Consider the following 22,159-nt stretch of genomic DNA (forward strand, 5'->3'; position numbering starts at 1 on the left):
AGATTCCGCCGACTGCCGCTTCCTCAGCGGAACGCGGACTATTGGCCGGCCGTATTCGGCTAGGACAGGAAGCGCTGCGGCCTGTTGTGTACGGGGCGCCACTCTGCTGTCGCCTCCGGGTTTCCCTGTGTTGCTCGTGGGGTTGGCAGACACCCTAAGTCGCCATGGTCCCAGCCAAAATGAGATGAACTACTTATACGGCCAGTGCGGTAAGGGGACAGACCGACACCCCATCGGGTCGGTCATAGCTGTAGCCGCTGGCAGTGATCACCAATTTGCGAGCGGGAGGGCCGGTCAGGTCGTAGTCCACTTTTTCACACCCTCGGTTGAGGGTGTCGGCGGCTTCGTCGATGGCGTCCATTGATCCGAGTTTGACTTCCACCGCCATCCACCTGCCGTCTCCCCAGTCCACGATGGCGTCTATCTCATTGCCGTGGGAATCCCTGAAGTGCCAGACCGCCGCTTCGCTGGCCTGGGCGTAGATGCGCAGATCGCGCAATACGAGCGACTCGAACAAGAAGCCCAGCGTCTTGAGGTCTCCCAGCAGACGCTCTGGTCCGGCGCGCAGCGCCGCCGCAGCCAGCGAGGGGTCGACGAAGTGCCGCTTGGGAGCTTGTTGCAATCGAGCCCGGGATCTGAGATTGGCCGCCCAAGCGGGAACATCCTCTACCACGAACAGCGATTCGAGATCTTCCAAGGAAGCGGCGGCTGTTCGCTGGTCTTGAGCAGTGCTGTTGTCCGAGCTAACCGCGGTATCGGATGCCAATTTCGCCACTGATGCTGTTGTCGCGGTGTTCCGAGCCAGGGAAACGAGGAGTCGTCCAACCTTTTGAGCGTCTCGACGCCTTCCCTTGTAGCTGACTTGCGAGACGTCAACTTGGGCAATCTCGTTCAAATAGGAACGCAGACGACGCTGGGCCTGCACGGGTGGCAGGCCGAGATGCTCAGGCCACCCGCCTCGGCAGAGCTCCTGGACCACCTCGGGCACTCCGATCTCGGGGCGATCAGCGGAGCAGTCCTCGCCGTTCACAAGGCCTGTGAGTGAGACATCCCCGGTGGATGCCCCTGATTCGAAGAGCGACATCGGGCGCAGGCGAATGCGCATAATGCGCCCGGCCCCCGAATGGCGAATGCCGTCGTCAGTCGGTCGGGCCGTGCCGGTGAGGATGAACCTCCCGTTGCGGCGCTCCTCATCGGCCATGTGACGGATGCTGTTCCAAACCTCCGGGACGATCTGCCACTCATCGATCAGCCGTGGTTCTGGACCCTCCAAGAACTGCCGGGGCAACAACCGGGCTTGGGTCCGCGCCTGCTCATCCTGCTCAAATGAGGCCTCACTACAAGCAAGGTTTCTCCCGGACCACGTCTTGCCGCATGCCTTTGCCCCTTCGATTACCAATACCGGGGCGCTCTCCAGGGCTTCAGCAATCTCCTGGTCAGCGATCCGCTCGACATAACCCGCAGGGGTTAGCGTGGTCGGCATGACATAAATTGTAGCATTTACAGCAGAGATAATGTTATAAATCTCGCTCGTAAAATGTTACATTTGCCGCCTCATTACCGCATCAGGTGCGGGTTGAGATGTACTCCGCCATCTCGGCGATGCCTTCTTCGGCTTCGGGGGCGATGCTGGCCAAGAGGTGCCAGACATGCATCATGTCCTGCCAGGGGCGGAACTCCACGGAGCCGTTGGCGTTCTCGATGCCCTTGACCACCCGGGTGCTGTCGTCGTAGAGCACCTCCTCAGTGCCCACCTGGATCATCATGGGGGCCAAGTTGTCGAAGGTGCCGAACACCGGGGAGACGTAGGGATCGGTGGCGTCAACGCTTTGCGCGTAGGACATGACCATGCCATGCAGGGAGTCGGCCCCGGCCAGCATGGGATCGCGCTCGGCCCGCTCGGTCATGGAATCGCCCGAGAAGGTCAAGTCGGTCCACGGCGAGATGGGGGCGGCGCAGGCGGGCTGCTCCAGGCCCTCGTCCCGCAGCTTCATGCACAGCGCGATGGTCAGTCCCCCGCCGGCAGAGTCGCCGCTGATGGCGGTGTGGGCCGCCTCTCCCCCATTGGCTAGGTGCCATTGCCACGCGGCCACGGCGTCGTCCAGCGCGGCCGGGTAAGGATTCTCGGGGGCAAGGCGGTAGTCCACGTTCAACAGCCGGGCCTTGGCCTCCGCCGCCAAGCGGCTGACCACGTGGCGATGGGTGTTCAGGTTGCCCACCACATAGCCGCCGCCATGCAAGTAAATGATCGCCCGGTTGCCCTCCACCTCGGCGGGCGTCACCCACTCGGCGGGAACCCCTCCGGCATCCACCGGCGCAAAGCTCACCCCGTCGGCAACGGGCATCGAGCTGTAGGCCGTCTCAAATCCGGCCCGGGTCGTCGCCAAGTCAGGTGGTGGGGCAGCCGCAGCAGCTTGCATCTGCTGCCTGAGAGCGGCGACCGCGGCGTTGTAGGCGTCTGACGGCATGTTTTTCTCCCTGTTCTCAGTAGCCCCGGTCGGGGTCTACCACGTTGCGTAGCGGCTCGTTGGCCAGAAAGCGTTCCAGATTGTCGCAGAACAACACCATCAGAGCTTCGTTGTAGCCCTCTCGGGCCGTGGAGCAGTGGGGCGACAGATACATGTTGGGCGCATCCCACAGCGGGCTGTCGGCCGGCAGCGGCTCCTCTCGGGTCACGTCAAGCACCGCGGCCCCCACTTGGCCCGATTCCAGCGCGGCCACCAAAGCGGCCTCGTCGATGATCGACCCCCGGCCCACGTTCACCAGCACCGCTCCCGGCTTGAGCCGTGCCAAGCGCTCGGCGTCGAACAAATCGATGGTTTCGGGGGTCTGCGGAGCGGACAACACCACCGCGTCGCATCGCGCCAGCATCTCATCGAGCCCATCGAGGCTGTAAAGCTCATCGACATCGGGATCGGTGTCGCCCGGCCGGGCCGAGCGGCGGTTGCCCAGCACGGTGGTCTCAAATGCCTTGGCCCGACGGGCCACGTCCCGGCCGATGGCCCCCAAGCCCACGATGCCGATGGTCTTCCCCTTCACCAACAGCCCCTGATGCATCTGCCAGTGGTGTTCCTTCTGCTGGCGCTCCAGCACCCGAATGTCCTTCCACACCTCCAACAACCGCCCCACGGCGAACTCGGCGATCGGGGCAGAGGCCACCCCAGCGGCATTGGTCAGCACGATGCCCTTGGCCTTGAGCTCAGCCGGCTCCAGTTGCCCAATCCCCGCCCCAATGGCCTGCACCCACCGCAGCCGAGGCGCCCAGTCTCGAATCCCCGGGGGCAGGTCCAGGGCCATCAGCACTTCGGCGTCGGCGATTGTTGCCCGCTCCGCATCCGACAGCGCCGGCGCGGTGGCCAGCAACTCCTCGGTAACCCGCCCCTTGGCCTTGGCATCCCGCAACCCGTGGGGCTCGAAGTAGGGAATGTTGGCGAACTTCACACCGTGGAACCGCCGGTGCAGATCCTCAAGCTCCGCCTCATCCATCGCCAGCGGGTACATAACAACGGCGTTGACTGTGCTCACGGCGGGAACCCTAGTTTCCGACACCGCTTCCCACCGCAAGCAGGCGGTAGCGTCGGCTCATGGACACTCTTGAGGGCAAAGCAGCAGTCATAACGGGCGGGGCCAGCGGCATGGGCCGGGCCATGGCCGACCGATTCGGGGCGGCTGGGGCTCGCATCATGATCGCCGACGTGGAAGGCCCCGCCATGGACGCAGCGGTGGCCGAGATGAACGACGCCGGCGTCGACGCGGTGGGCGTGCTCACCGACGTGAGCTCGGAGCGCGACATGGACGAGCTGGCCGAGGCCGCTTTCTCCCGGTTCGGGCAGGTCAACGTGGTGTGCAATAACGCCGGGGTGGGCGCCGGCGGGTTGATGCACACCCTGACCACCGCCGACTGGCAGTGGGTGCTCGGGGTGAACCTGTGGGGCGTGATCCACGGCCTCCGGGTGTTTCTGCCCCATCTCATGGAGCACGGTGACGGCCACATCGTGAACACCGGCTCGGTCGCCGGCCACACCTCGTATCCCAACATCGGCCCCTACAACGCCACCAAGCACGCGGTGGTGACCATGTCCGAGACGCTCTACCACGAGCTTCAGGAAAGCGGCTCGACCGTCGGCGTATCAGTGCTGTGCCCCGGGCTGGTGCGCACCAACATCATCAACTCCGAGCGCAATCGCCCGGAGACGCTGCGCTCGCCGATCATCCCGCCCGACCCCACCCCTGAGGACGAGGAGCGGATGCAGATGATGATGGCCATCTATGAGGATGCGGTGCAGCCGCCCCAGGTGGCCGAGCTGGTGTACAACGCGGTGATCGACAACCAGTTCTACATCTGGACCGACTACGTGTACGCCCCCGCCATCATGCAGCGCCACGAGGACATCCAAAAGGGCCGCAACCCCAGTTTCCGGGGCCAGCTCATCGACGAAGACCAAACCGCCAAAGGGCCACCCCAGGACGGCTGATCCCGCCTATGGCTGAATCCCCTGAGCATTTCGACCTGGTGGTGGTGGGCACCGGGTCGGGCAACAGCGTCCTCACCCCAGATTTCGACGATTGGCGGGTGGCGCTGATCGAACGAGACGTATTCGGCGGCACCTGCCTCAACCGGGGCTGCATCCCCTCGAAGATGTTCGTGTACGCCGCCGACATGGCCCACCAAGCAGGCCACACGGGTCACTTGGGGGTGGACACCACGCTCGACGAGGTGCGCTGGCCCGAGATCGTGGGCCGGGTGTTCGGGCGCATTGATCCCATTGCCCAAGGCGGCGAGGACTACCGCCACAGCCTCGACAACGTGACCGTGTTCAACGGCGATGCCCGGTTTGTCGGCCACAAGACCCTTGAGGTGAATGGGCAGCAGCTCACCGGCGACCACATCGTGCTGGCCGCCGGCGCCCGTCCGTTCATCCCCCCGATCCCCGGATTGGCCGACGTGCCCTACCACACCTCCGACACTGTCATGCGCCTCGAGGTGCTGCCCGAGCGGCTGGTGATCTTGGGCGGGGGCTATATCGCCGCTGAGCTGGGCCACGTGTTCGATGCCATGGGGGTTTCGGTGACCATCGTGAACCGCTCGGAGCGACTGCTGCGGGCCGAGGACGAGGACGTGTCCGCCGCCTTCACCGACATCGTGGGCCAGCGCATGGACTGCGCGTTGGGATCCCCCATCGTCGGTGTGTCCCAGGACAATTCGCAGATCACCGTGCGCACCGAATCCCGGGATGTGACCGGCGACGTGCTGCTGGTGGCCACCGGCAGGGTGCCCAACGGCGAGCAGCTGGGCGTGACCCAGTCTGGGGTCGAACTAGACGACGCCGGCTACGTGGTGACCGACCAGTACCTGCGCACCGCAGTGGAGGGGGTATGGGCGCTGGGCGACATCTGCCACGCCGCCCAGCTCAAGCACACCGCCAATGAGGACACCCGGGCCGTGGCCCACAACATCGCCCATCCCGACGATCTGCGGGCGCCCGATCACTCCGGCATCCCCCACGCGGTGTTCGCCCATCCCCAGGTGGCTGCGGTGGGAGCCACCGAACAAGCCCTGCGGGCCGAGGGGCGGCCTTATCTGAAAGCGGTCCGCCCCTACAGCGACACCGCCTACGGCTGGGCCATGGAGGACACCACCAGCTTCGCCAAGGTGCTGGCCGATCCCGAGAGCCGCCGGTTGCTCGGCGCCCACATCATCGGCCCCCAAGCCCCCACCCTTATCCAGCAGCTCATCCTGGGAATGCAGTTCGGCCTCACCGTCGACGAGATGGCCCGGGGGCAGCTCTACATCCACCCCGCGCTGACCGAGGTGGTCGAACAGGCGCTGCTGGAGCTCTAGGCCGTCGGCGTGGCCGCCACCGGCCCGGTGCCGGTGGGGTCGTAGATGGTCACCCGATGAATGCGGCGGTGGTCGGCGCCGTAGTCGTCGATGGCGTAGTGCATGGTGCAGCGGTTGTCCCACAAGGCGGCGTCGCCGTCGCTCCACCGCCATCTCACGGTGTACTCAGGGCGCTCCATGTGGTCGCACAGCAAGGTGAGCAAGCCCCTGCTCTCCAGGTGGCTCATCCCATTGAGCGACGATGTCCATCCCCGGTTCACAAACAAGATGCGATTGCCGGTTTCGGGGTGGACGGTCACCGCCGGGTGGTCGGTGAATTCGGTCAACCCGGCCCGGCCGTGGCGGGCGGTGATCCCGTCGATGGCCGCTTTGATGGGATCGGACAGCCCCTCGTAGGCGGCCTGGGTGTTCACCCACATGGTGTCGCCGCCCGAGGGCGGGGACTCCTTCATCGACAGCAGCGACCCCAGCGGGGGCTGGCGGGCAAAGGTCACGTCGGTGTGCCAGAAATTGGCCCGCGAATATTCGTTGGAGCTGTCCAGCACCAGGATTTTGCCCTCATCGTCCACCGTGTGGTGGTAGCGATGGTCGGTGTCGTCGTTGCTCACCGCCTCTAGGTCGCCGAACAGCGAGCCCAAGGCCACATGCTGGTCGTCGGTCAGGTGAATCCGGGGGAAAAACAGCACTTTGTGGGCCCAGAACGCCTCCCGCAACTCGGCCGCCACCCCGTCGTCGAGGTGATCGGTATCGAGTCCCTCCACCGTGGCGCCCAAAGCCGCCGGAAGCGCAGTCACTTTGATGCTCATGGCCCCATGTTTTCAGATCGGGGCCTACTGCGACAGCGAGTCGAGCGCGACCTGCTTGGCCCACTGGTAGTCGGGCTTGCCGTTGGCCCCCCGCTGGACGGCATCGCTCCGGACGAGAGACTTGGGGAGCTTGTAGGCGGCCAAGCGGGTGCGGGCATCGGCAATAACTTCGTCGTCGCCCACCGCCTGAGATGCCGGATCGCCGGCCATCTGCACCACCGCGGTCACCGCCTCGCCCCATTTGGGGTCGGGCACTCCCACCACCAGGCAGTCGGCCACCGCAGGATGGGCTTTGACCGCCTCCTCGACCTCCTCGGGGTAGATCTTCTCCCCCGCGCTGTTGATGCAGGCCGAACCCCGGCCCAACAACGTGATGGTGCCGTCGGCCTCCACGGTGGCCCAATCGCCGGGTACCGACCAGCGCCTCCCGCCAATGGTGCGGAACGTGGCCGCCGTTTTCACCGGGTCTTTGTAGTAGCCGATGGGGATGGGACCGCCCACGGCCACCATGCCCTGCTGTCCTGAGCCGGGCTCCACCGGCTGGCCGTTTTCGTCGAACACCGCGGCGTTCTCCCCCAGCGTGAACCGAGCGGTGGCCGACCCGCCCTCTCGGTCGCTGATCCTCATGCCGGTGCCGGTGCCCTCGCTGGAGCCCAGAGAGTCCACCAGCTTCATGTTCTTGTGCACCAGTAAGGCCTCTTTCGCCGGCTGGCTCCAGATCACCCCCGACGACATGATCATGAACACCGACGACAGGTCGTAGGGCTCGCCTCGGTCGGCGGCTGCGTCCAACGCCTCGGCCATGGGCCGTCCGAAGGCATCGCCCACGATGGTGAGCACCGATGCCCGGTCGCGCTCCACACAGCGCCACAGCGCGTCGGCGTCGAAGCTGCGCTCGGCCATGGTGATCACCGCCCCGCCCTGGGTGAAGGTGGCCAGCGACACGATGCTGGCCGTGCCGTGCATCAGCGGAGAGGCGGCGAGCTGACGGGTCACCCGGTTGCTGTCGTAGATGGCCGCGATGTTGGATTTGACCTGCTCCAGGTTCTCCGGGACCGGCAGCCTCAGCGCCTTGAAGTTGGGGGCCATGGCGCCGATCACCGAGCTGTGGGGCCACATGACCCCTTTGGGATTGCCGGTGGTGCCGCCGGTGTAGAGGATCCACAGGTCGTCGGGGCTGCGGTCGATGGGCGGGGCCGGGTCGTGGCCGGCGATCACCTGCTCGTAGTCCAGCGCCCAGTCGGGAACCGGATCGCCTGGCTCGCCCACCTGGATGGCCGCCCGTAACAAGGGAAGGTCACCCCTGGCCTCGTCCACCCGGTCGGCTAGCTCGGGAGAGAAGAACACCGCCTTGGCGTCAGCGTCCTCCAGCAGATGGCGCAACTCCCCCGCCAGGTATCGGTAGTTCACGTTGCAGGGAGCAACCCGGGCCTTGAACGACCCGAAGGTGATCTCGGAGTAGGGATTGCCGTTGTACAGGTACAACCCCACGTTGTCGCCCGCACCGATGCCGAGTTCCTCCAGCGCCGCCGCCAGCCGAGCAGCCCGATCCTCGAACTCCCGCCACGTCCGGGTCACCGGATCGCACACCACCGCGTCAGCGTCCGGCACCACCTCCGCAGCCGCTTCCCACGCTGTGGCCAGGTTCAAGGGCACGGGGAGTGACATTATCGTGAGTCGTGAGCACCGCCCGAGCCGATGCTGTCCACTTCCCTAGGGGGGTCGACCCCGATGACGTGGACTTGCTGGACGAAGTCAGCCTGCCAGCAGCCTGGAGCAAGCGCTGGGCTACCGGCGCCTCCAAGCCGACATTGTGGGACGCGGGAACCGGATGGATTACAAGGGGCGACCTGGCCCAGCGTACGAAGGCCGCAGCCGGGCGGCTCTACGGGGCAGGCCTGCGCAAGGGCGACCGGATCATCCTCTCGGCGGCGGCGTCGGTCGATTTGGTGGTGGCCCATGTGGCTGCGTTGCGGCTGGGGCTGATCGTGGTGCCGGTAAACGGGGCCTACCAGCAGGCCGAGCTAGCCCACATCGTGGGCGACGCCGATCCTCGAGCTGCGGTGGTGGACAGGCCCGAATGGGTGCGGTGGCTGGCCGAGCTAGCCCCCGAGATGACCGTGGTCTCCCCCCGGCTGGACATCGACGAGGGAACGGCCCCCAGCCTCGACCAGCTATCCAGCGGCGATCCCGCGCTGCTGGGTTACACCTCGGGCACCACCGGGGTGCCCAAGGGGGCGGTGCTGACCCACGGAAACCTGCTGGCCGGAGCCGAGTCGGTCCGCATTGCCTGGCGGTGGACGCCCGACGATCGCCTGGTTCTGGCCCTCCCCCTGTTCCACATGCACGGTTTGGGCGTGGGGCTGCACGGCACGCTGTTGACCGGCGCCTCGGCGGTACTGCTCGACGGGTTCTCCCCCGACGCCGTGCTGGACGCCGCCCAAGCTCACGACGCCACCCTGTTCTTCGGCGTGCCCACCATGTACACCCGCCTGGCCCAGTCGCCCAGGGTGGGAGAACTCTCCCGGCTCAGGCTCTGCGTAGCCGGCTCCGCCCCCCTGTCCGCTGATCAACACCGCCGCCTCGAAGAGGCTGCTGGAGTCCGCGTGCTGGAGCGCTACGGCATGACCGAGACCATCATGCTGGTGTCCAACCCCTACGACGAGGAACGCCGAGCCGGAGCAGTGGGATTCCCCCTCCCCGGCGTAGAGCTGCGGTTAGCCCCCGACAGTGGCGAGGTATTGGTGCGGGGCCCCAACGTCTTCGCCGGCTACTGGCGCCGCCCCGACGCCACCGAAGAGGCCTTCGACGAAAATGGCTGGTTCCACACCGGCGACCTAGGCGAGTTCGACGAAGACGGCTACCTAAGACTGCAAGGCCGAGCCAAAGAACTCATCATCTCCGGAGGCCTAAACGTCTACCCCCGCGAAGTAGAAGACGCCCTACGCTCCCACCCCGAAGTAGAAGACATAGCCATCACCGGCACCCCCAACGAAGAATGGGGCGAACTAGTAACCGCCTGGCTAGTACCCACCTCCAGAAAGTCCCCAACGCTGGACGACCTGCGCAACCACCTAAACGGAGTATGCGCCGACTTCAAACACCCAAGGCTCCTCCACATAGTCAAAGAACTCCCCCGCAACGCCCTAGGCAAAGTCCAAAAGCACCTGTTGGAATAAGTCCCCCGAGGGCGGGGGGTGGCGCCGGAGGCGGACTCGGCGCCACCGCGCGCCGTGCCGCCGTAGAGCGACAGGACCCGCCGCCCGGACCCTGCCCAAGGCCTGTTGGATAGAACCAAAGCTCAGAGCGGCTTCAAGTGCACACAAAGCGGCCCCAGCAAAGCCTCCACAAACCCGTCGTCGCAGTACAGCTTCTCCCCCGCCAGAAGGTCACCTTCAGCGGGCATCATCGACATAACCATGTGGCGGGTCTCGCCATCGAGCTCGATCCAGTACTCCTGGATGGCGCACTGTTCGTTGGTCCACTCCCCCAACACCCCGAAGTTGGTAACCCGCTGGGCAAACTGCGGATACTGCTCCAGATAGAACGTCCGGGCCAGGTCACCACCAGTGAACCCCTTGCCCATCGGCCAAAACTCGTAGGTGGGCTCGTCCACCAGCGTGGCCAGCGTCCGCTCGGCGTCGTTCTCGGCCTCGGCGGCCGCATGCTCACGGGCTAAGTCCAAAATCTCTTCGGGTGTCATCGCCGGAGCCTATCTCTTGGTCGTTTCGGCCCATGCACGGGTACGTTGCTGGCGTGAGCTCGGCGAAGCCGCTCGATGGCGTGCTGGTGGTCTCTGTCGAACAAGCAGTGGCCGCGCCGCTGACATCGTGTCGACTGGCCGACGCCGGGGCCCGAGTGATCAAGGTCGAGCGGGCCGAAGGCGACTTCTCCCGAGGCTACGACGCGGCCGCCGACGGGCTGTCCAGCTACTTCGCCTGGCTCAACCGGGGCAAGGAATCAATCGTCCTCGACCTCAAAGACGATGGCGATCAAGCACTGCTAGGCCGGATGATCGAGCGGGCCGATGTCTACATCCAGAATCTGGCCGTAGGCGCCGCCCAACGGTTGGGATTCGGCTCAGAATCCCTACGCCAGCAGCATCCCCGCCTGGTCACCTGCGACATCTCCGGCTACGGACCCACCGGGCCCTATGCCCAGATGAAGGCCTACGACCTGCTGGTGCAAGCCGAGAGCGGCCTGGTGTCGGTGTCAGGGGCTCCAGGACCGCTCGGCCGCGTCGGGGTGTCGGTGGCCGACATCGCCACCGGCGAGGCCGCCGCCCGGGCCATCAGCCAAGCCCTCGTCCGCCAAGCCCGCACCGGCGAAGGCTCGCACATCGAGGTCTCGCTGTTCTCGACCATGGCCGAGTGGATGACCGTACCCCTATTGCACCACGACTACCTGGGCAAAGGCCCTGAGCGAGTGGGCCTGGCCCACCCCTCCATCGCCCCCTACGGCGCATTCACCACCGCCGACGGCACCATCCTGCTCATCGCCGTGCAGTCCGACCGGGAGTGGGTCACTCTGTGCGAAGCAGTGCTCGACCGCCCGGAGCTAGCCCACGATCCCCGCTTCGCCACCAACAAGGCCCGGGTAACCAACCGGGCCGAGACCGACGACGCGGTGGGCAAGGTTTTCGCCCGCCTAAGCACTGAAGACCTCCACGCCAAGCTCACCGACAGCCGCATGGCCTTCGGCACGGTCAACGACGTGGCCGGACTCTCAGCCCACCCCCAGCTCAACCGAATCACCGTCACCCACACCGACGGCACTGTCGATCTACCCGCCCCCGCCACCACCGCCGACTGGGACAAGACCAGCGATGATGCCGTCCACACCCTCCCCAACATCAACCAACACGGCCCCCAAATCCGAGCCGAATTTACTGATTGAAACCTAATGCTGGCCTGTTCACCCAGGTCATACTGCTATCCTTACTTCAGCATCTAAGTAAGGACTACAAATGGAAGCAATCGCCACAGTCACCACCAAGGGCCAAGTCACCATTCCCAAGGCAATCCGCGACCAATGCGGCTTTTTGGAGGGGGACCAACTCGTGTTTCGGACCACCGACTATGGGGCTGCCATTATCCGAGTGCCCGACCTCGCTGATCTTGCTGGGGTAGTAGAGGTTCCGCCCGAAAAGAGCGGAGTGCCTTGGGAGGAGATCAGAGAGCAAGTTCGTGAGGCCCGGGCCCAGAACCTGATTCAGTGACGGCACTCCTCGACACCAACGTCCTCATTCGCCACCTGACCGGTGATCCGCCGGAAATGGCAGCGCGGGCATCCGCCTACCTGCTGAGCGGCCGTGATCTTGTCCTGTCGGATCTCGTCGTGGCCGAAACCGTCTACGTCTTGGAGTCGTTCTACCAAATGCCCCGCCAACAGGTAGCCAGCCTCGTTGCCGCGTTGGTGTCCTCCTCCCGATTCCAAGTCCGAGACCGGGAAATGCTTATCCGCTCACTAGAGATCTATGCCGACCACAGGATCGACTTCACCGAGGCTTATCTGGTGGCTACCGCCGAAAAGGCTGGCATCCCCGAAATCGCCTCCTTCGACCGCGCCATAGACCGAGTCCCCACCATCACTCGCATCGAACCCTGACGCCCTAGGTCGACTCCTGGATTGCCGAGATTGTTCTCAACTCATCACAAGTAGATGGCGAGTTAGTGGACCAAATCGAGCAAGACAGCCTTCAAGTGACACGGGCCAGGGCCGCTCTTGAAGCTTCGGCGGCCACCGTGGAGACCACTGCTCTATCAGCCCTCTCCGTCTTGACCGTGGTCCGCTTGCCGAGATGATCTCCGCCTAGCTCCATAGGGCGCAGATCGGGATGGCTTGGATGTGGTCGCTGAGTTGGAAAGTTGCGGGACCGGTGTGAAGCACTACGCCTGCTTTGAAACGATCGCCTAGTTGGTCGCGCAGCCACAGCAGGTGCCGGGCATCTCGGAGAGTGGGCGCGCTGTGGGCCTTTACCTCGATGCCGACGATTCCGCGGGCCCCCATATCGGCGATCATGTCCACCTCGTGACGACCCTCGCGATCACGCAGGTGATGAAGTGCAGGGCGGAGTTGATCCACCACGGCTTCGGCTCGTAGCTGTTGGGCAACAAAGGTGTCTATGAGACGCCCCAGCAGGTCACCGTCATTCATGGCCAAGTCTGCGTCGGCACCCACGGCCGCTCCCCACAGTCCGGCATCGGTGATGTAGCGCTTCGGACCCCTTGTAAGGCGCTTTAATCGGTTGCTGCTCCATGCGGGCAACTCTGAGATTGCACCGATATCCGTCAATAGCCTCACATAAGAACGAGCGGTGTGATGACTGATGCCTGCGGCCTGAACGAGGGTGGTGTCTCGCACGACGCCCGCAGAGTTCAACGCATACGCCTGGAAGAAGGCGCGCAATCGCGCTGGGTCGGGGCCATTGGCCGTGGTCTTGCGGCCGTGGGTTAGCTGTTCGACATAGCTGGCCAGCCAACCCTCCCGGACTCGGCCCTCCAGCATCAAGGCAGGCTCAGGGAACCCACTGCGCAGGGCGATCTCCGCGTAGGCACGCAAATCCGGAGGATCCGCTGACGGTGCTGGAGATTCTTGGCCCAGCAAACGCTCGAAGAAAGGCCTGCCGAGGCGGGAAAGCTGCTCCCGCACTGTGAAGGGGTGCATCACGACCCTGATGAGCCTTCCCGTCCCCGGCCACAAAGCCGGGTCGGTATCAGAGCGCACAGAACCGGTCAGTATGAACCGGCCCGGTCGTCTCTCGCGGTCCACCGCTCGCTTGACGGCGCCGAGAACCTCCGGGCATTCCTGCCATTCATCCAGGAGGACCGGCTCCGAGCGGCCCCGCAATGCGGAATCGGGATCAGCCCGAAAGGGGATTGCCTCACGCTCGTTGTCGAATCGCACAACGCTTGCCGCGTGCTGCAAAGCGGTAGTGGTCTTGCCCGCGGCTCTCGCCCCGGTAATCATTACCGCTGGCGCTGAATCGAGTATCTCGGCAATCCAGGAGTCGACCAAGCGCGTCAGGTAGCTGTCCACCCCCTATATATTACAGTTCTGCGCATTGATCAGTGCTGGTTTTGCACATATGCAATTGCCATATTTGCCCATACTGGGCTACCAATCGTGCCCAGTGGGTTAACCGAACCGCTGGCGGAGGCGGAATTTCTCGACTTTGCCGTTGCCGGTGCGGGGGAGTTCATCGATGGGTTCGATGGTGGTGGGCACTTTGTAGGGGGCCAAGGTGCCGGTGGTGTGGGCTCGGAGGTCGTCTTCGGTGGGCAGCTCATGGCCCTCGGCTACTACCACAAAGGCGGCAACTGTCTCGCCCAGCACGGGGTCGGGGCGGGCTACCACGGCGATGTCGCCCACAGCGGGGTGGGTGCGCAGGGCGGTCTCTACCTCGATGGTGGAGAGGTTCTCGCCGCCGCGGCGGACGATGTCCTTCTGGCGGTCCACGAAGTAGAGGTAGCCGTCGTCGTCCACGTAGCCGAGGTCGCCGGTGCGGAACCAGTCCCCCGACGTGGCCGCCTCGGTGGCCTCGGCGTCTTCGATGTAGCCGTTGAAGCCGATGGTGGACCGCAGGAAACAGATCTCCCCGGTCTCACCTGTCGGGGCCTCGGAGCCGTCGGGCAGGAAGATCCGCAGTACCGATCCCTCGAACGGCTTGCCCACCGATCCGGGCCGCCGGGGTTCATCCAAGCGGGTGTAGGTGCCCGACCCGGCTTCGGTCATGCCGTACCAGTCCATGCACGGCACCCCGTAGCGCTCCTCGATTTGTTCGATGATCGGGGCGCAGCCCAGCGGGATCATCACCCGCAGCGAGTGCGATTTCTCATGGGGGCCGGGCGGCTGGGACATCAAGATGTTGATGATGGGCACCAGGGTGAGGAAATAGGTCGGCCGGTATAGGTCGACCATCGCCCAGAACCGAGACGCCGAGAACTTGCGGGGCATGATCACGCTGGCCCCCCGGCTCAGCGCCGACATGGCCCCGCCCATGGCGTTGCCGTGGAACAGCGGGGTCACCACCAGCGACCGGTCGGTGTGGCTCAGGCCGAACATCTCCTCATAGGGCACCGCCCCGCCCGCGAACAGCTCTGGGCTCATCGGCACCGCCTTGGGCCGCCCGGTGGTGGTGCCCGAGGTGTAGAGCACGTTGCCCTCCACGAATCCGTCCACCGGGGGCAGGTCCAACCCGGCGCCCTCCGGCGCCTCTCCGATGAGGTCGGCCAACAGCAATGCCCCGTCCACCGGCTCGTCCACGCTTACCACCGCCTCCACCGCGTCCATGCCCGCGGTAAGGGCCACCGCCCGCTCGGCCCGCTCGGCTTCGGCGAACACCAGGCGGCACCGCGAGTGGTTGAGCACGAACTCCAGCTCCGGATCGGTCCACTCCGGGTTGATGGGCACGCCCGCCAAGCCGATGGCCTGCATACCCAGCTGGCATTCGATGTACTCGGGGCGGTTCTGCATCCAGACGCAGGCCCGATCGCCCAGGCCCAACCCGAAGCGGGTTTGGAACTGGTGGGCTAGCGCCCCGCCGTGGGCCGCCAGCTGGCGGTAGGTGCGGTGGCCGTCCTGCTCGGTGAGCACGGCCAGCTTGTCGGGCCAAGTGTGGCTGAAGTCCCGGACGACGTCATACAGGGTCGGCATCGCCGGGCAGCCTACGTCACCACGTCGGCCGCGCCCCCGTCGATCCTCAGATGGGCGCCGTGGATCTGGCGGGCCCGGTCGCTGCACACGAAGGCCACCAACTCTCCCACGTCGGACACGGTGGCGATGCGCCCGGTCAGCGTGGGCATCTGCACGGTGGTGACGTGGCGCTCGATGTCGGCCCAGTCGGTGGAGCGGCCATCCCGCTCGGCCTGGCGGGTCCACATCTCCACCAGCTCTGGAGTGGCAATGGCCCCCGGGCTCACGCAGTTCACCGTCACCCCAGTGCCGGCCAGCTCTCGAGCCAGGCTCACCGTCATAGCCGGCAGGGCCCCCTTGGCCGCGTAGTAGCCCGGAATGCGGTCGCCGGGACGAGTCGCCCCCACAGTCGACACCAGCACGATCCGGCCCCAACCCCGCTCCATCATGGTCGGAACCATGAGCTGGGTCATCCGCACCGCGCTCAACACGTTGCGGTTGTAGGCATCCACCCACACATCCGTGCCGTCATCCCCCCAGGTGCCGCCCACCGCCACCCCGTAGTTGTTCACCAAGATGTCCACCGGGCCGCACTGGCTGGCCACTGCTTCGGCACCCTCGTCGGTGCAGATGTCCCCCCAAACCGCCCGCACCGGCGGCCCCAACTCATCAGCCAGCCAATCGGCCTGCCCCTCCTCAAATCCGTGAACCACCACCTCAGCACCCTCAGCCGCCAGCACCCGGGCAATCCCACTCCCCGTCCCCCGATAGCTCCCCGTAACCAACGCCACTCTGCCCGATAGCCCAAAATCCATGTCCCGACACTGCCACAGCCGCGCCGATCAAGGCATGACCGACACCCGGGTCGGCTGTTTATGACCCTCAGAACGACACTGCCTGGTCTGTAGTGTTGAGATCCAATGAGCAGTTCGACGGGGCGGTTGTTCCGGGTCACTACGTTTGGGGAATCCCACGGCGGCGGTATCGGCGCGGTCGTGGACGGTTGTCCGCCCCGGCTTTCGCTGGACGAGGAGATGATCCAGCACGACTTGGATCGGCGGCGGCCCGGGCAGAGCCGGCTCACCACCCTGCGGGACGAGGCCGACAAGGTACAGATCCTCTCAGGGGTGTTCGAGGGCCACACGCTGGGGTCGCCCATTGCCATGTTGGTGGGCAACACCGATGCCCGGCCCAGCGCGTACGAGGACTTCAAGAACGTCTATCGCCCCTCCCACGCCGACTACACCACCGAGGCCAAGTACGGCATACGCAACTGGCAGGGAGGGGGCCGGGCCAGCGCCCGGGAGACCATCGGCCGAGTAGCGGCCGGTGCCATTGCCCGCCATCTCTTGCGGACCGCAGCCGACATCGAGGTGCTGGCCTGGGTCCGCCAAGTGGGCACCATCACGGCCGATGTCGATCTCGCTGCGGTGACTTTGGCCGATGTGGAGGCCGACGCCACCCGGTGCCCGTCGCCCGAACACGCGGAGGCCATGGCCGAGGCCATTGAAGCGGCCCGCCGCGATGGCAACTCACTGGGCGGGATAGTCGAATGCGTGGCCCGAAGGGTGCCCCCCGGCTTGGGCGAGCCGGTGTTCGACAAGCTGGAGGCCGATTTGGCCAAGGCCGCCCTTTCGCTGCCCGCGGCCAAGGGCTTCGAGATCGGCTCGGGCTTCGCAGGGGTGACCATGACCGGTCGAGAGCACAACGACCCCTTTGCCCCCGGCCCTGACGGCCGCCCCCGCACCGCCACCAACCGCTCCGGCGGAGTGCAAGGCGGCATCAGCAACGGCGAGGACATCGTGATCCGGGTGGCGTTCAAGCCCACCGCCACTATCGCGTCGACTCAGGAGACAGTCGACCGCGACAACAACCCGGTCACCCTGGCCGCCCGCGGTCGCCACGACCCCTGCGTGCTGCCCCGAGCAGTGCCCATGGTGGAGGCCCAGGTGCTGCTGGTGCTGGCCGATCACTGGCTGCGCCAACAAGCCGTTGACGTGATCGACTGCGAAGGCTGATTGTCGAAAACATGGCCGACAAAGCCATTACCCCCGAAGACCAGCGCCTGCTCGTTGACGTTCACGACCGCATCGCCACCATCACTTTGAATCGCCCTGAAGCCCGCAACGCCATGACCAAGCGCATGCGCAACGACCTGTGCGCCGCGCTGCGAGCAGCCGATGCCGACGACGGCGTGGACACCATCATCCTCACCGGGGCCGACCCGGTGTTCACCGGCGGCGTAGACCTGCGAGAAGTAGCCGCTGACGGCGTGGCAGAGATCCCCGACGGCAACAAGCGACAAGCCGAAGACCCGGCCCAAGCCTGCCGGGACACCGCCAAGCCCCTGATCTGCGCGGTGAACGGCACCTGTGTCACCGGCGGCCTGGAGATCGCCCTGAGCTGCGACTTCATCGTGGCCTCCGATCAAGCAAGATTCGCCGACACCCACGCCAAAATCGGGGTCATCGCCGCCTGGGGTATGACCGCGCTGCTACCCCGAGCAGTCGGCAAGCGCATGGCCAAGGAGATGACCGCGTCCGCCCGCTTCGTCTACGCCGAGGAGGCCCTCCGCATCGGCCTGGTCAACCACGTGGTGCCCCACGACGACCTGCTGGCCAAAGCTCGGGATTTGGCCGCCGACATTGTGGCCGCCACCACCCCCGCCACCGCGGCCACCATGCGCATCTACGACAACACCGACGGCATGAACTTCGCCGAAGCCAAAGACATCGAAGAAGAGGCCATGCGCAACTGGACCGTCAATACCGACGACATGCAACGCCGCGGCCTGGGAAAGGGATCCTGAAATGACCAACCCCCCGCAATTCAGCGTGTTCATGCCGCAGATGCGGATGGACATGGACACCATCGAAGAGCGGGTGCGGGCCGCGGAAGCCTGCGGGTTCCACAAGATCGACCTCATGGACCACTTGAATCCGCCCCTGTTGTCGGCCGCACCCATGTACGACGCCTTTGTGACCGCGACGGCGGTGGCGGCGTGGACTGAGCGGGTGCGGATCGGCCACATGGTTCTGTGCGGGCAGTTCCGCCACCCCGCGCTGCTGGCCAAGATGGTGGTGAGCCTCGATCACTTCAGCGGGGGGCGCTTCGACTTGGGTATTGGCTGGGGCTCGGTGCCCGATGAGATGGAGCGGTTCGGTCTGGGTGACGAGCCTCCGGCGGTGCGGGCCGCCCGGCTGCGGGAGACCTTGGAGGTAGTTCAGGCCCTGCTCACTGGCGAGCCGGTCAACCACCAGGGCCGGTTCTTCCAGTTGGAGAACGCCCAGCAGCAGCCCACTCCGCTAAACGGCCACATCCCGATCGTGATCGGCGGGGCTGGGCGCAAATTGACTATGCCGCTGGTGAGGGACTTCGCCGACTGGTGGAACTGCCCGGTGTACGGGATGGCCGAGTTGGCTGAGCTGCTACCCCTCTCGGGCAACGCCCGGCTCTCGGTGCAACGAGCCATCGGCCTGGCCCCGTCTTCGGCGGCCCGAGACGAGATAGTGGCCACCGCCCAGCGCCGGTTCGGCGACTGGGCTCTCGTGGCCGGCACCCCCGACGAGGTGGCCGAGGGCCTCCAAGCCGACCGGGACATGGGTGCCGAGCAGTTCGTGCTCCAGTTCAGCGACTTCGCCACCCCCGAAACGCTCCAACTCTTCGCGGCCGAAGTCATGCCCGCAGTGGCGTAGCCGCCCGTTTCTGCTTTCTCCGGCGGCGGGACTCCCCCGTATCATCCGACCCATGGGAGCTGATGAGCGGTCCAGCCGCGCCGGGCGTTTCAAGCAGGCCCTCTTGGCCGGCGACGACGTGGCCATCATCGCCGAGATCAAGCGACGGTCGCCCTCTCGGGGCGATCTGAACGCAGGCCTCGACCCGGCCGAGCTGGCCGCGGCCTATCGCGACGGGGGGGCGTCCTGCCTGTCGGTGCTCACCAATCAGGAGATGTTCGGCGGCAGCGGCGACGATCTGGCCGCCGCAGCCCAGGCCTCTGGCTTGCCCGTCCTCCGCAAGGACTTCATCACCAGCGTCGAAGACGTCCACGAGTCCCACAGAATGGGGGCCGATGCGCTGCTGCTGATCGTGGCCGACCTCACTACCCCCCAATTGGCCGAGCTACACCAGTTGGCCTTGTCGCTGGGGATGGACGTGCTCACCGAGGTCAAGTCCGATGATGAGCTGGAAGCGGCCGTTGAGGCCGGGGCCGACATCATCGGGGTCAACCAGCGGGAGAAGCCCAAGAGCGCAGCATTCACCATGGACTACCAGCGGGCCGAACGTATGGCGCCACTGCTGCCCGAGCATGTCGTGAAGGTGGCCGAATCCGGCATTGCCGTCCCCGGCGGGACAACGATGGCCGAGGTGCGCAACGCCGGCTACGACGCCGCCCTGATTGGCGAGGCTCTGGTCACCTCCGGCGACCCCATCGAGCGGCTCCAAGAGCTGCTCTCCTAGCCTTCAGCCAGCCGTCCCGCCGCCGTGCCCCGCAGCACCTGGGTGCCGTGCTGATCGGTGGTGGAGATGTCCACTTCCACCGAGCGGTCGTCAAGGACCGCGGTCACCACCAGCTCAGCGGTCAAAGTGTCTCCCGGCCACACCGGCCTCAAGAAGTCGGCAGCGTAGCGGCTCAGCCCCTCAGGGCCGAACACCGCAACCAGAGCCTCTCCGGTAATGCCCATGGTCAGCATGCCGTGGGCGAAGAGCTGGTCGAAGCCGTGGGTGGTTGCGTAGATCTCATCGTGGTGGAACGGGTGGAAGTCCCCCGAGGCCCCGGCATAGGCCACCAGCTGCGTCCGGGTGAGACCCTCGGCCACCACCTGGCGGTGCCGAGCGCCCACCTCGGGCTTCATTCCCGCACCTCGTTGGCCGCTCGCACGTTGATCCACCGGGCGGTCACACACGGCTGACCGTCGGCATCGACGAAGGTGGTGACAATCTCCCGGAACCGCAGTTGGCCGCCTCGACGGCCTTGCTTGAGCCACTCTTCCCCGTCGGCCACCGTGGCGGTGAGCACTTCACCCGCTCGGGGATGGCGGTGGTACTCGAACACCATCCCGGCGTGGAACCCCGAGCCCGTCTCCGGCGCCACCGGCGGCCACGGCCGGTCGGACCGCAGTCGGCGGTCGTAGTCGGGGTCGTAGCGGTCGGCGGCCACCATAAACGTGGGCGGGGCTGCCGCGTCGGAGTCGAACGTCGCGTCCACATCGCCCACCGCCCGCTTGAACTCCTGGATGTGACCCGCCTCGATGGGGAATTCGAATGACCGCATATTTCTCCTAGGGAACGAGCACGATCTTGCCGAAGAAGTCGGAGCTCTCCATCAACCGATGGGCCTCCGCTATCTCGTCCAACCCGTACACCGCGGCGATCTGCGGCGTGACCTGTCCCTGAGCGATCATGGCCAGCAACCCTCGCATGGTGGCTGCGATCCGCTGGTTGTCGGGGCGGCCCACCCCCATGAGGGTGATGCCCTTCACGAATAATTGGCCCAAGTGCAGTTCTCCCATGTGACCGGCGGTGACCCCGCAGGTCACAAACCGGCCTTCGGGGGCCAGCGACCGGATCGCGGCAGCGAACACCGGGGTGCCCACATGGTCGAGCACCACGTCCACCCCCTTCTCGTCGGTGGCCTCCCGCACCGCCGCAACGATGTCGTCGTTGTAGTGGTCGATGGCCAATTCCGCGCCCAACTCCATCGCTCGAGCCCGTTTGTGGGCTGAGCCCGCGGTGGCAATCACCCGACAGCCCATGGCCCGGGCAATCTGCACCCCGAAGCTGCCGACCCCCGAACCAGCGGCCATCACCAGCACGGTCTCTCCCGACTGGATTTGAGCCTTCTCGATAAGAGCCTGATGGGCTGAGCGGCCTGCGGTAGGGGTGGCCCCACCAGCCTCGAAGCTGATGCCGTCAGGAAGGGGAAACGTCAACTCCGCGGGAGCTAGCGCCAGCGAGGCGTGGGTCCGCTCGCCCGACGCCACCACCCGGTCGCCAACAGCCACCGACTTCACTTCCGCCCCCACAGCCGCCACCAATCCGGCGATGTCGCGCCCGCCCACGTGCTGGGGCCAGCGCAGCTTCATGCCGTGCGAGCCCTCCCGCCAATACACGTCCACCCGATCCATCGACGTCGCCTTCACCTGGATCAGCACATCATGGGGACCGGGCTCGGGATCGGACAACTCCCCCACCCGCAGCACATCCAGCCCGCCCTGGGTCTCGTGGTAGGCGGCCCGCATGGTCAGCGCACTCGCACGCTGGGGAGCCCTTCGGCGTTGCCCCGCAGCCAGATCAGGAACTCTCCCACCGGCGCCGGTTCGGCCACATCGGCGGCCTCGTCCAGGCGCGATTCCCAGAACTCCCGATACGTCGGCCAGAACTCATGCCACGTCCCCTCATAGGGCTCCTCATCGGGCCAGCGCATCTTGTTGTCGCCCAGCGGCGGCGCGTTCAGATCGGTGGCGTACCAGTACAGGGGCAGGCGCCGCCGGAAGTACCACCGGCCGTCGATGCGCTCGTAGTCGTCCCAGTACATCATGGTCATGATCACCCACTCGTCGCCGGTCTCATGCTCGTTGCGGGAGTACACCACCCCCCGGGCCCGATCGGGCCCGTCGAACTCGATGATGTGGTTGCCGGTCACGTGGGCGGTGCCGGTGAACTTGCCCCCCATGGTCTCGCAGAACCACTCGGCCAGCGCCGCCCGACCAGAGCGCCCCCGCCCCACCCGCACGTCAGCGGGAAACAGGCTCACCCAGGCATCGGTCGCCCTCATGTCCAGGGCCAGGCAGTAGCGGGCGGCCAGCCCCCGGATCTCCTCAATGGACTCCAGCCGCTCCAACCGCTCTTCCAGCGATCCTGGGGACTCCATGGCGGC

General features: G+C 65.9%; 23 protein-coding genes. 10 read left to right on the forward strand and 13 right to left on the reverse strand.

The window, feature by feature from the left end; translation table 11 throughout:
* Positions 1-193: 193 nt before the first annotated feature.
* The 3 genes from ACOGJC_RS16045 to ACOGJC_RS16055 all read right to left on the reverse strand — a co-directional run bounded on the left by ACOGJC_RS16045 (position 194) and on the right by ACOGJC_RS16055 (position 3,525).
* Positions 194-1,483: an ATP-binding protein gene (locus ACOGJC_RS16045; RefSeq protein ID WP_419846002.1), complete on the reverse strand. Its 1,290-nt coding sequence runs from the start codon at positions 1,481-1,483 to the stop codon at positions 194-196.
* Positions 1,484-1,565: 82 nt separating this feature from the next.
* On the reverse strand, positions 1,566-2,468 hold the full coding sequence (locus tag ACOGJC_RS16050; protein WP_419846003.1) for an alpha/beta hydrolase: 903 nt from the start codon (positions 2,466-2,468) through the stop codon (positions 1,566-1,568).
* A 16-nt stretch (positions 2,469-2,484) separates the two neighbouring features.
* Positions 2,485-3,525: a D-2-hydroxyacid dehydrogenase gene (locus ACOGJC_RS16055; RefSeq protein WP_419846004.1), complete on the reverse strand. Its 1,041-nt coding sequence runs from the start codon at positions 3,523-3,525 to the stop codon at positions 2,485-2,487.
* Positions 3,526-3,584: 59 nt separating this feature from the next.
* Between ACOGJC_RS16055 and ACOGJC_RS16060 the strand changes: the two genes are divergently transcribed.
* On the forward strand, positions 3,585-4,475 hold the full coding sequence (locus ACOGJC_RS16060) for an SDR family NAD(P)-dependent oxidoreductase (RefSeq protein ID WP_419846005.1): 891 nt from the start codon (positions 3,585-3,587) through the stop codon (positions 4,473-4,475).
* Between the two features lie 8 nt (positions 4,476-4,483).
* Positions 4,484-5,842 carry a mycothione reductase gene (locus ACOGJC_RS16065; RefSeq protein WP_419846006.1) on the forward strand — a complete coding sequence of 453 codons (1,359 nt, stop codon included), beginning with the start codon at positions 4,484-4,486 and terminating at the stop codon, positions 5,840-5,842.
* Here the strand turns inward: ACOGJC_RS16065 and ACOGJC_RS16070 are convergent.
* Both ACOGJC_RS16070 and ACOGJC_RS16075 read right to left on the reverse strand, forming a co-directional pair.
* Positions 5,839-6,648: a TauD/TfdA dioxygenase family protein gene (locus ACOGJC_RS16070; RefSeq protein WP_419846007.1), complete on the reverse strand. Its 810-nt coding sequence runs from the start codon at positions 6,646-6,648 to the stop codon at positions 5,839-5,841. The genes ACOGJC_RS16065 and ACOGJC_RS16070 overlap by 4 nt on opposite strands.
* Positions 6,649-6,672: 24 nt before the next feature.
* Positions 6,673-8,304 carry an AMP-binding protein gene (locus ACOGJC_RS16075; RefSeq protein ID WP_419846008.1) on the reverse strand — a complete coding sequence of 544 codons (1,632 nt, stop codon included), beginning with the start codon at positions 8,302-8,304 and terminating at the stop codon, positions 6,673-6,675.
* Positions 8,305-8,327: 23 nt separating this feature from the next.
* Between ACOGJC_RS16075 and ACOGJC_RS16080 the strand changes: the two genes are divergently transcribed.
* On the forward strand, positions 8,328-9,827 hold the full coding sequence (locus tag ACOGJC_RS16080; RefSeq protein WP_419846009.1) for an AMP-binding protein: 1,500 nt from the start codon (positions 8,328-8,330) through the stop codon (positions 9,825-9,827).
* Positions 9,828-9,949: 122 nt separating this feature from the next.
* Here ACOGJC_RS16080 and ACOGJC_RS16085 read toward each other — a convergent pair whose 3' ends face one another.
* Complete coding sequence (locus ACOGJC_RS16085) at positions 9,950-10,351, reverse strand: hypothetical protein (RefSeq protein WP_419846010.1); 402 nt, start codon at positions 10,349-10,351, stop codon at positions 9,950-9,952.
* A 53-nt stretch (positions 10,352-10,404) separates the two neighbouring features.
* On the opposite strand from ACOGJC_RS16085, the gene ACOGJC_RS16090 reads away from it, so the two are divergent.
* From ACOGJC_RS16090 to ACOGJC_RS16100, 3 genes are all read left to right on the forward strand, one after another.
* Complete coding sequence (locus ACOGJC_RS16090) at positions 10,405-11,544, forward strand: CaiB/BaiF CoA transferase family protein (protein ID WP_419846011.1); 1,140 nt, start codon at positions 10,405-10,407, stop codon at positions 11,542-11,544.
* A gap of 70 nt (positions 11,545-11,614) precedes the next feature.
* On the forward strand, positions 11,615-11,866 hold the full coding sequence (locus ACOGJC_RS16095; protein WP_419846012.1) for an AbrB/MazE/SpoVT family DNA-binding domain-containing protein: 252 nt from the start codon (positions 11,615-11,617) through the stop codon (positions 11,864-11,866).
* Positions 11,863-12,255 (forward strand): PIN domain-containing protein, encoded by a 393-nt coding sequence (locus ACOGJC_RS16100; protein ID WP_419846013.1) that lies wholly within the window; start codon positions 11,863-11,865, stop codon positions 12,253-12,255. The genes ACOGJC_RS16095 and ACOGJC_RS16100 overlap by 4 nt, the downstream gene beginning before the upstream one ends.
* Positions 12,256-12,459: 204 nt before the next feature.
* Here ACOGJC_RS16100 and ACOGJC_RS16105 read toward each other — a convergent pair whose 3' ends face one another.
* The 3 genes from ACOGJC_RS16105 to ACOGJC_RS16115 form a co-directional block, all read right to left on the reverse strand.
* Positions 12,460-13,686 carry an ATP-binding protein gene (locus tag ACOGJC_RS16105; protein ID WP_419846014.1) on the reverse strand — a complete coding sequence of 409 codons (1,227 nt, stop codon included), beginning with the start codon at positions 13,684-13,686 and terminating at the stop codon, positions 12,460-12,462.
* Between the two features lie 99 nt (positions 13,687-13,785).
* Positions 13,786-15,303, reverse strand: coding sequence for a class I adenylate-forming enzyme family protein (locus tag ACOGJC_RS16110; RefSeq protein ID WP_419846015.1), 1,518 nt, complete (start codon positions 15,301-15,303; stop codon positions 13,786-13,788).
* Positions 15,304-15,314: 11 nt separating this feature from the next.
* Positions 15,315-16,097, reverse strand: a complete 783-nt coding sequence (locus ACOGJC_RS16115) for an SDR family NAD(P)-dependent oxidoreductase (RefSeq protein ID WP_419846016.1) — start codon at positions 16,095-16,097, stop codon at positions 15,315-15,317.
* 105 nt (positions 16,098-16,202) lie between these two features.
* On the opposite strand from ACOGJC_RS16115, the gene aroC reads away from it, so the two are divergent.
* From aroC to ACOGJC_RS16135, 4 genes are read left to right on the forward strand one after another with little or no spacing between them, the layout of a single operon-like run.
* Positions 16,203-17,300: a chorismate synthase gene (gene aroC, locus ACOGJC_RS16120; RefSeq protein WP_419846017.1), complete on the forward strand. Its 1,098-nt coding sequence runs from the start codon at positions 16,203-16,205 to the stop codon at positions 17,298-17,300.
* Positions 17,301-17,311: 11 nt separating this feature from the next.
* Positions 17,312-18,091 carry an enoyl-CoA hydratase gene (locus ACOGJC_RS16125; RefSeq protein ID WP_419846018.1) on the forward strand — a complete coding sequence of 260 codons (780 nt, stop codon included), beginning with the start codon at positions 17,312-17,314 and terminating at the stop codon, positions 18,089-18,091.
* A 1-nt stretch (position 18,092) separates the two neighbouring features.
* The gene (locus tag ACOGJC_RS16130) at positions 18,093-18,977 is read left to right on the forward strand and encodes an LLM class flavin-dependent oxidoreductase (RefSeq protein ID WP_419846019.1); all 885 of its coding nucleotides are present in this window, start codon (positions 18,093-18,095) and stop codon (positions 18,975-18,977) included.
* Between the two features lie 52 nt (positions 18,978-19,029).
* Positions 19,030-19,740 carry an indole-3-glycerol phosphate synthase TrpC gene (locus ACOGJC_RS16135; RefSeq protein ID WP_419846020.1) on the forward strand — a complete coding sequence of 237 codons (711 nt, stop codon included), beginning with the start codon at positions 19,030-19,032 and terminating at the stop codon, positions 19,738-19,740.
* Here the strand turns inward: ACOGJC_RS16135 and ACOGJC_RS16140 are convergent.
* From ACOGJC_RS16140 to ACOGJC_RS16155, 4 genes are read right to left on the reverse strand one after another with little or no spacing between them, the layout of a single operon-like run.
* On the reverse strand, positions 19,737-20,135 hold the full coding sequence (locus ACOGJC_RS16140; protein ID WP_419846021.1) for a MaoC family dehydratase: 399 nt from the start codon (positions 20,133-20,135) through the stop codon (positions 19,737-19,739). The genes ACOGJC_RS16135 and ACOGJC_RS16140 overlap by 4 nt on opposite strands.
* On the reverse strand, positions 20,132-20,554 hold the full coding sequence (locus ACOGJC_RS16145; protein ID WP_419846022.1) for an FAS1-like dehydratase domain-containing protein: 423 nt from the start codon (positions 20,552-20,554) through the stop codon (positions 20,132-20,134). Before ACOGJC_RS16145 ends, ACOGJC_RS16140 begins: the two co-directional genes overlap by 4 nt.
* A gap of 7 nt (positions 20,555-20,561) precedes the next feature.
* On the reverse strand, positions 20,562-21,521 hold the full coding sequence (locus tag ACOGJC_RS16150; RefSeq protein WP_419846023.1) for a quinone oxidoreductase family protein: 960 nt from the start codon (positions 21,519-21,521) through the stop codon (positions 20,562-20,564).
* Positions 21,522-21,523: 2 nt separating this feature from the next.
* Positions 21,524-22,153, reverse strand: a complete 630-nt coding sequence (locus tag ACOGJC_RS16155) for a nuclear transport factor 2 family protein (protein WP_419846024.1) — start codon at positions 22,151-22,153, stop codon at positions 21,524-21,526.
* Positions 22,154-22,159 lie beyond the last annotated feature (6 nt).

Source organism: Candidatus Poriferisocius sp. (genome assembly GCF_965204015.1).
Lineage (GTDB): Bacteria > Actinomycetota > Acidimicrobiia > Acidimicrobiales > Bin134 > Poriferisocius.

Bases quoted from the DNA above. Each gene is read 5' to 3' on its own strand.
- ACOGJC_RS16045 (WP_419846002.1), bottom strand. From the start codon at position 1,483: ATGCCGACCACGCTAACCCCTGCGGGTTATGTCGAGCGGATCGCTGAC.
- ACOGJC_RS16050 (WP_419846003.1), bottom strand. From the start codon at position 2,468: ATGCCGTCAGACGCCTACAACGCCGCGGTCGCCGCTCTCAGGCAGCAG.
- ACOGJC_RS16060 (WP_419846005.1), top strand. From the start codon at position 3,585: ATGGACACTCTTGAGGGCAAAGCAGCAGTCATAACGGGCGGGGCCAGC.
- ACOGJC_RS16065 (WP_419846006.1), top strand. From the start codon at position 4,484: ATGGCTGAATCCCCTGAGCATTTCGACCTGGTGGTGGTGGGCACCGGG.
- ACOGJC_RS16070 (WP_419846007.1), bottom strand. From the start codon at position 6,648: ATGAGCATCAAAGTGACTGCGCTTCCGGCGGCTTTGGGCGCCACGGTG.
- ACOGJC_RS16085 (WP_419846010.1), bottom strand. From the start codon at position 10,351: ATGACACCCGAAGAGATTTTGGACTTAGCCCGTGAGCATGCGGCCGCC.
- ACOGJC_RS16095 (WP_419846012.1), top strand. From the start codon at position 11,615: ATGGAAGCAATCGCCACAGTCACCACCAAGGGCCAAGTCACCATTCCC.
- ACOGJC_RS16110 (WP_419846015.1), bottom strand. From the start codon at position 15,303: ATGCCGACCCTGTATGACGTCGTCCGGGACTTCAGCCACACTTGGCCC.
- ACOGJC_RS16115 (WP_419846016.1), bottom strand. From the start codon at position 16,097: ATGGATTTTGGGCTATCGGGCAGAGTGGCGTTGGTTACGGGGAGCTAT.
- aroC (WP_419846017.1), top strand. From the start codon at position 16,203: ATGAGCAGTTCGACGGGGCGGTTGTTCCGGGTCACTACGTTTGGGGAA.
- ACOGJC_RS16125 (WP_419846018.1), top strand. From the start codon at position 17,312: ATGGCCGACAAAGCCATTACCCCCGAAGACCAGCGCCTGCTCGTTGAC.
- ACOGJC_RS16130 (WP_419846019.1), top strand. From the start codon at position 18,093: ATGACCAACCCCCCGCAATTCAGCGTGTTCATGCCGCAGATGCGGATG.
- ACOGJC_RS16135 (WP_419846020.1), top strand. From the start codon at position 19,030: ATGGGAGCTGATGAGCGGTCCAGCCGCGCCGGGCGTTTCAAGCAGGCC.
- ACOGJC_RS16140 (WP_419846021.1), bottom strand. From the start codon at position 20,135: ATGAAGCCCGAGGTGGGCGCTCGGCACCGCCAGGTGGTGGCCGAGGGT.
- ACOGJC_RS16145 (WP_419846022.1), bottom strand. From the start codon at position 20,554: ATGCGGTCATTCGAATTCCCCATCGAGGCGGGTCACATCCAGGAGTTC.
- ACOGJC_RS16150 (WP_419846023.1), bottom strand. From the start codon at position 21,521: ATGCGGGCCGCCTACCACGAGACCCAGGGCGGGCTGGATGTGCTGCGG.
- ACOGJC_RS16155 (WP_419846024.1), bottom strand. From the start codon at position 22,153: ATGGAGTCCCCAGGATCGCTGGAAGAGCGGTTGGAGCGGCTGGAGTCC.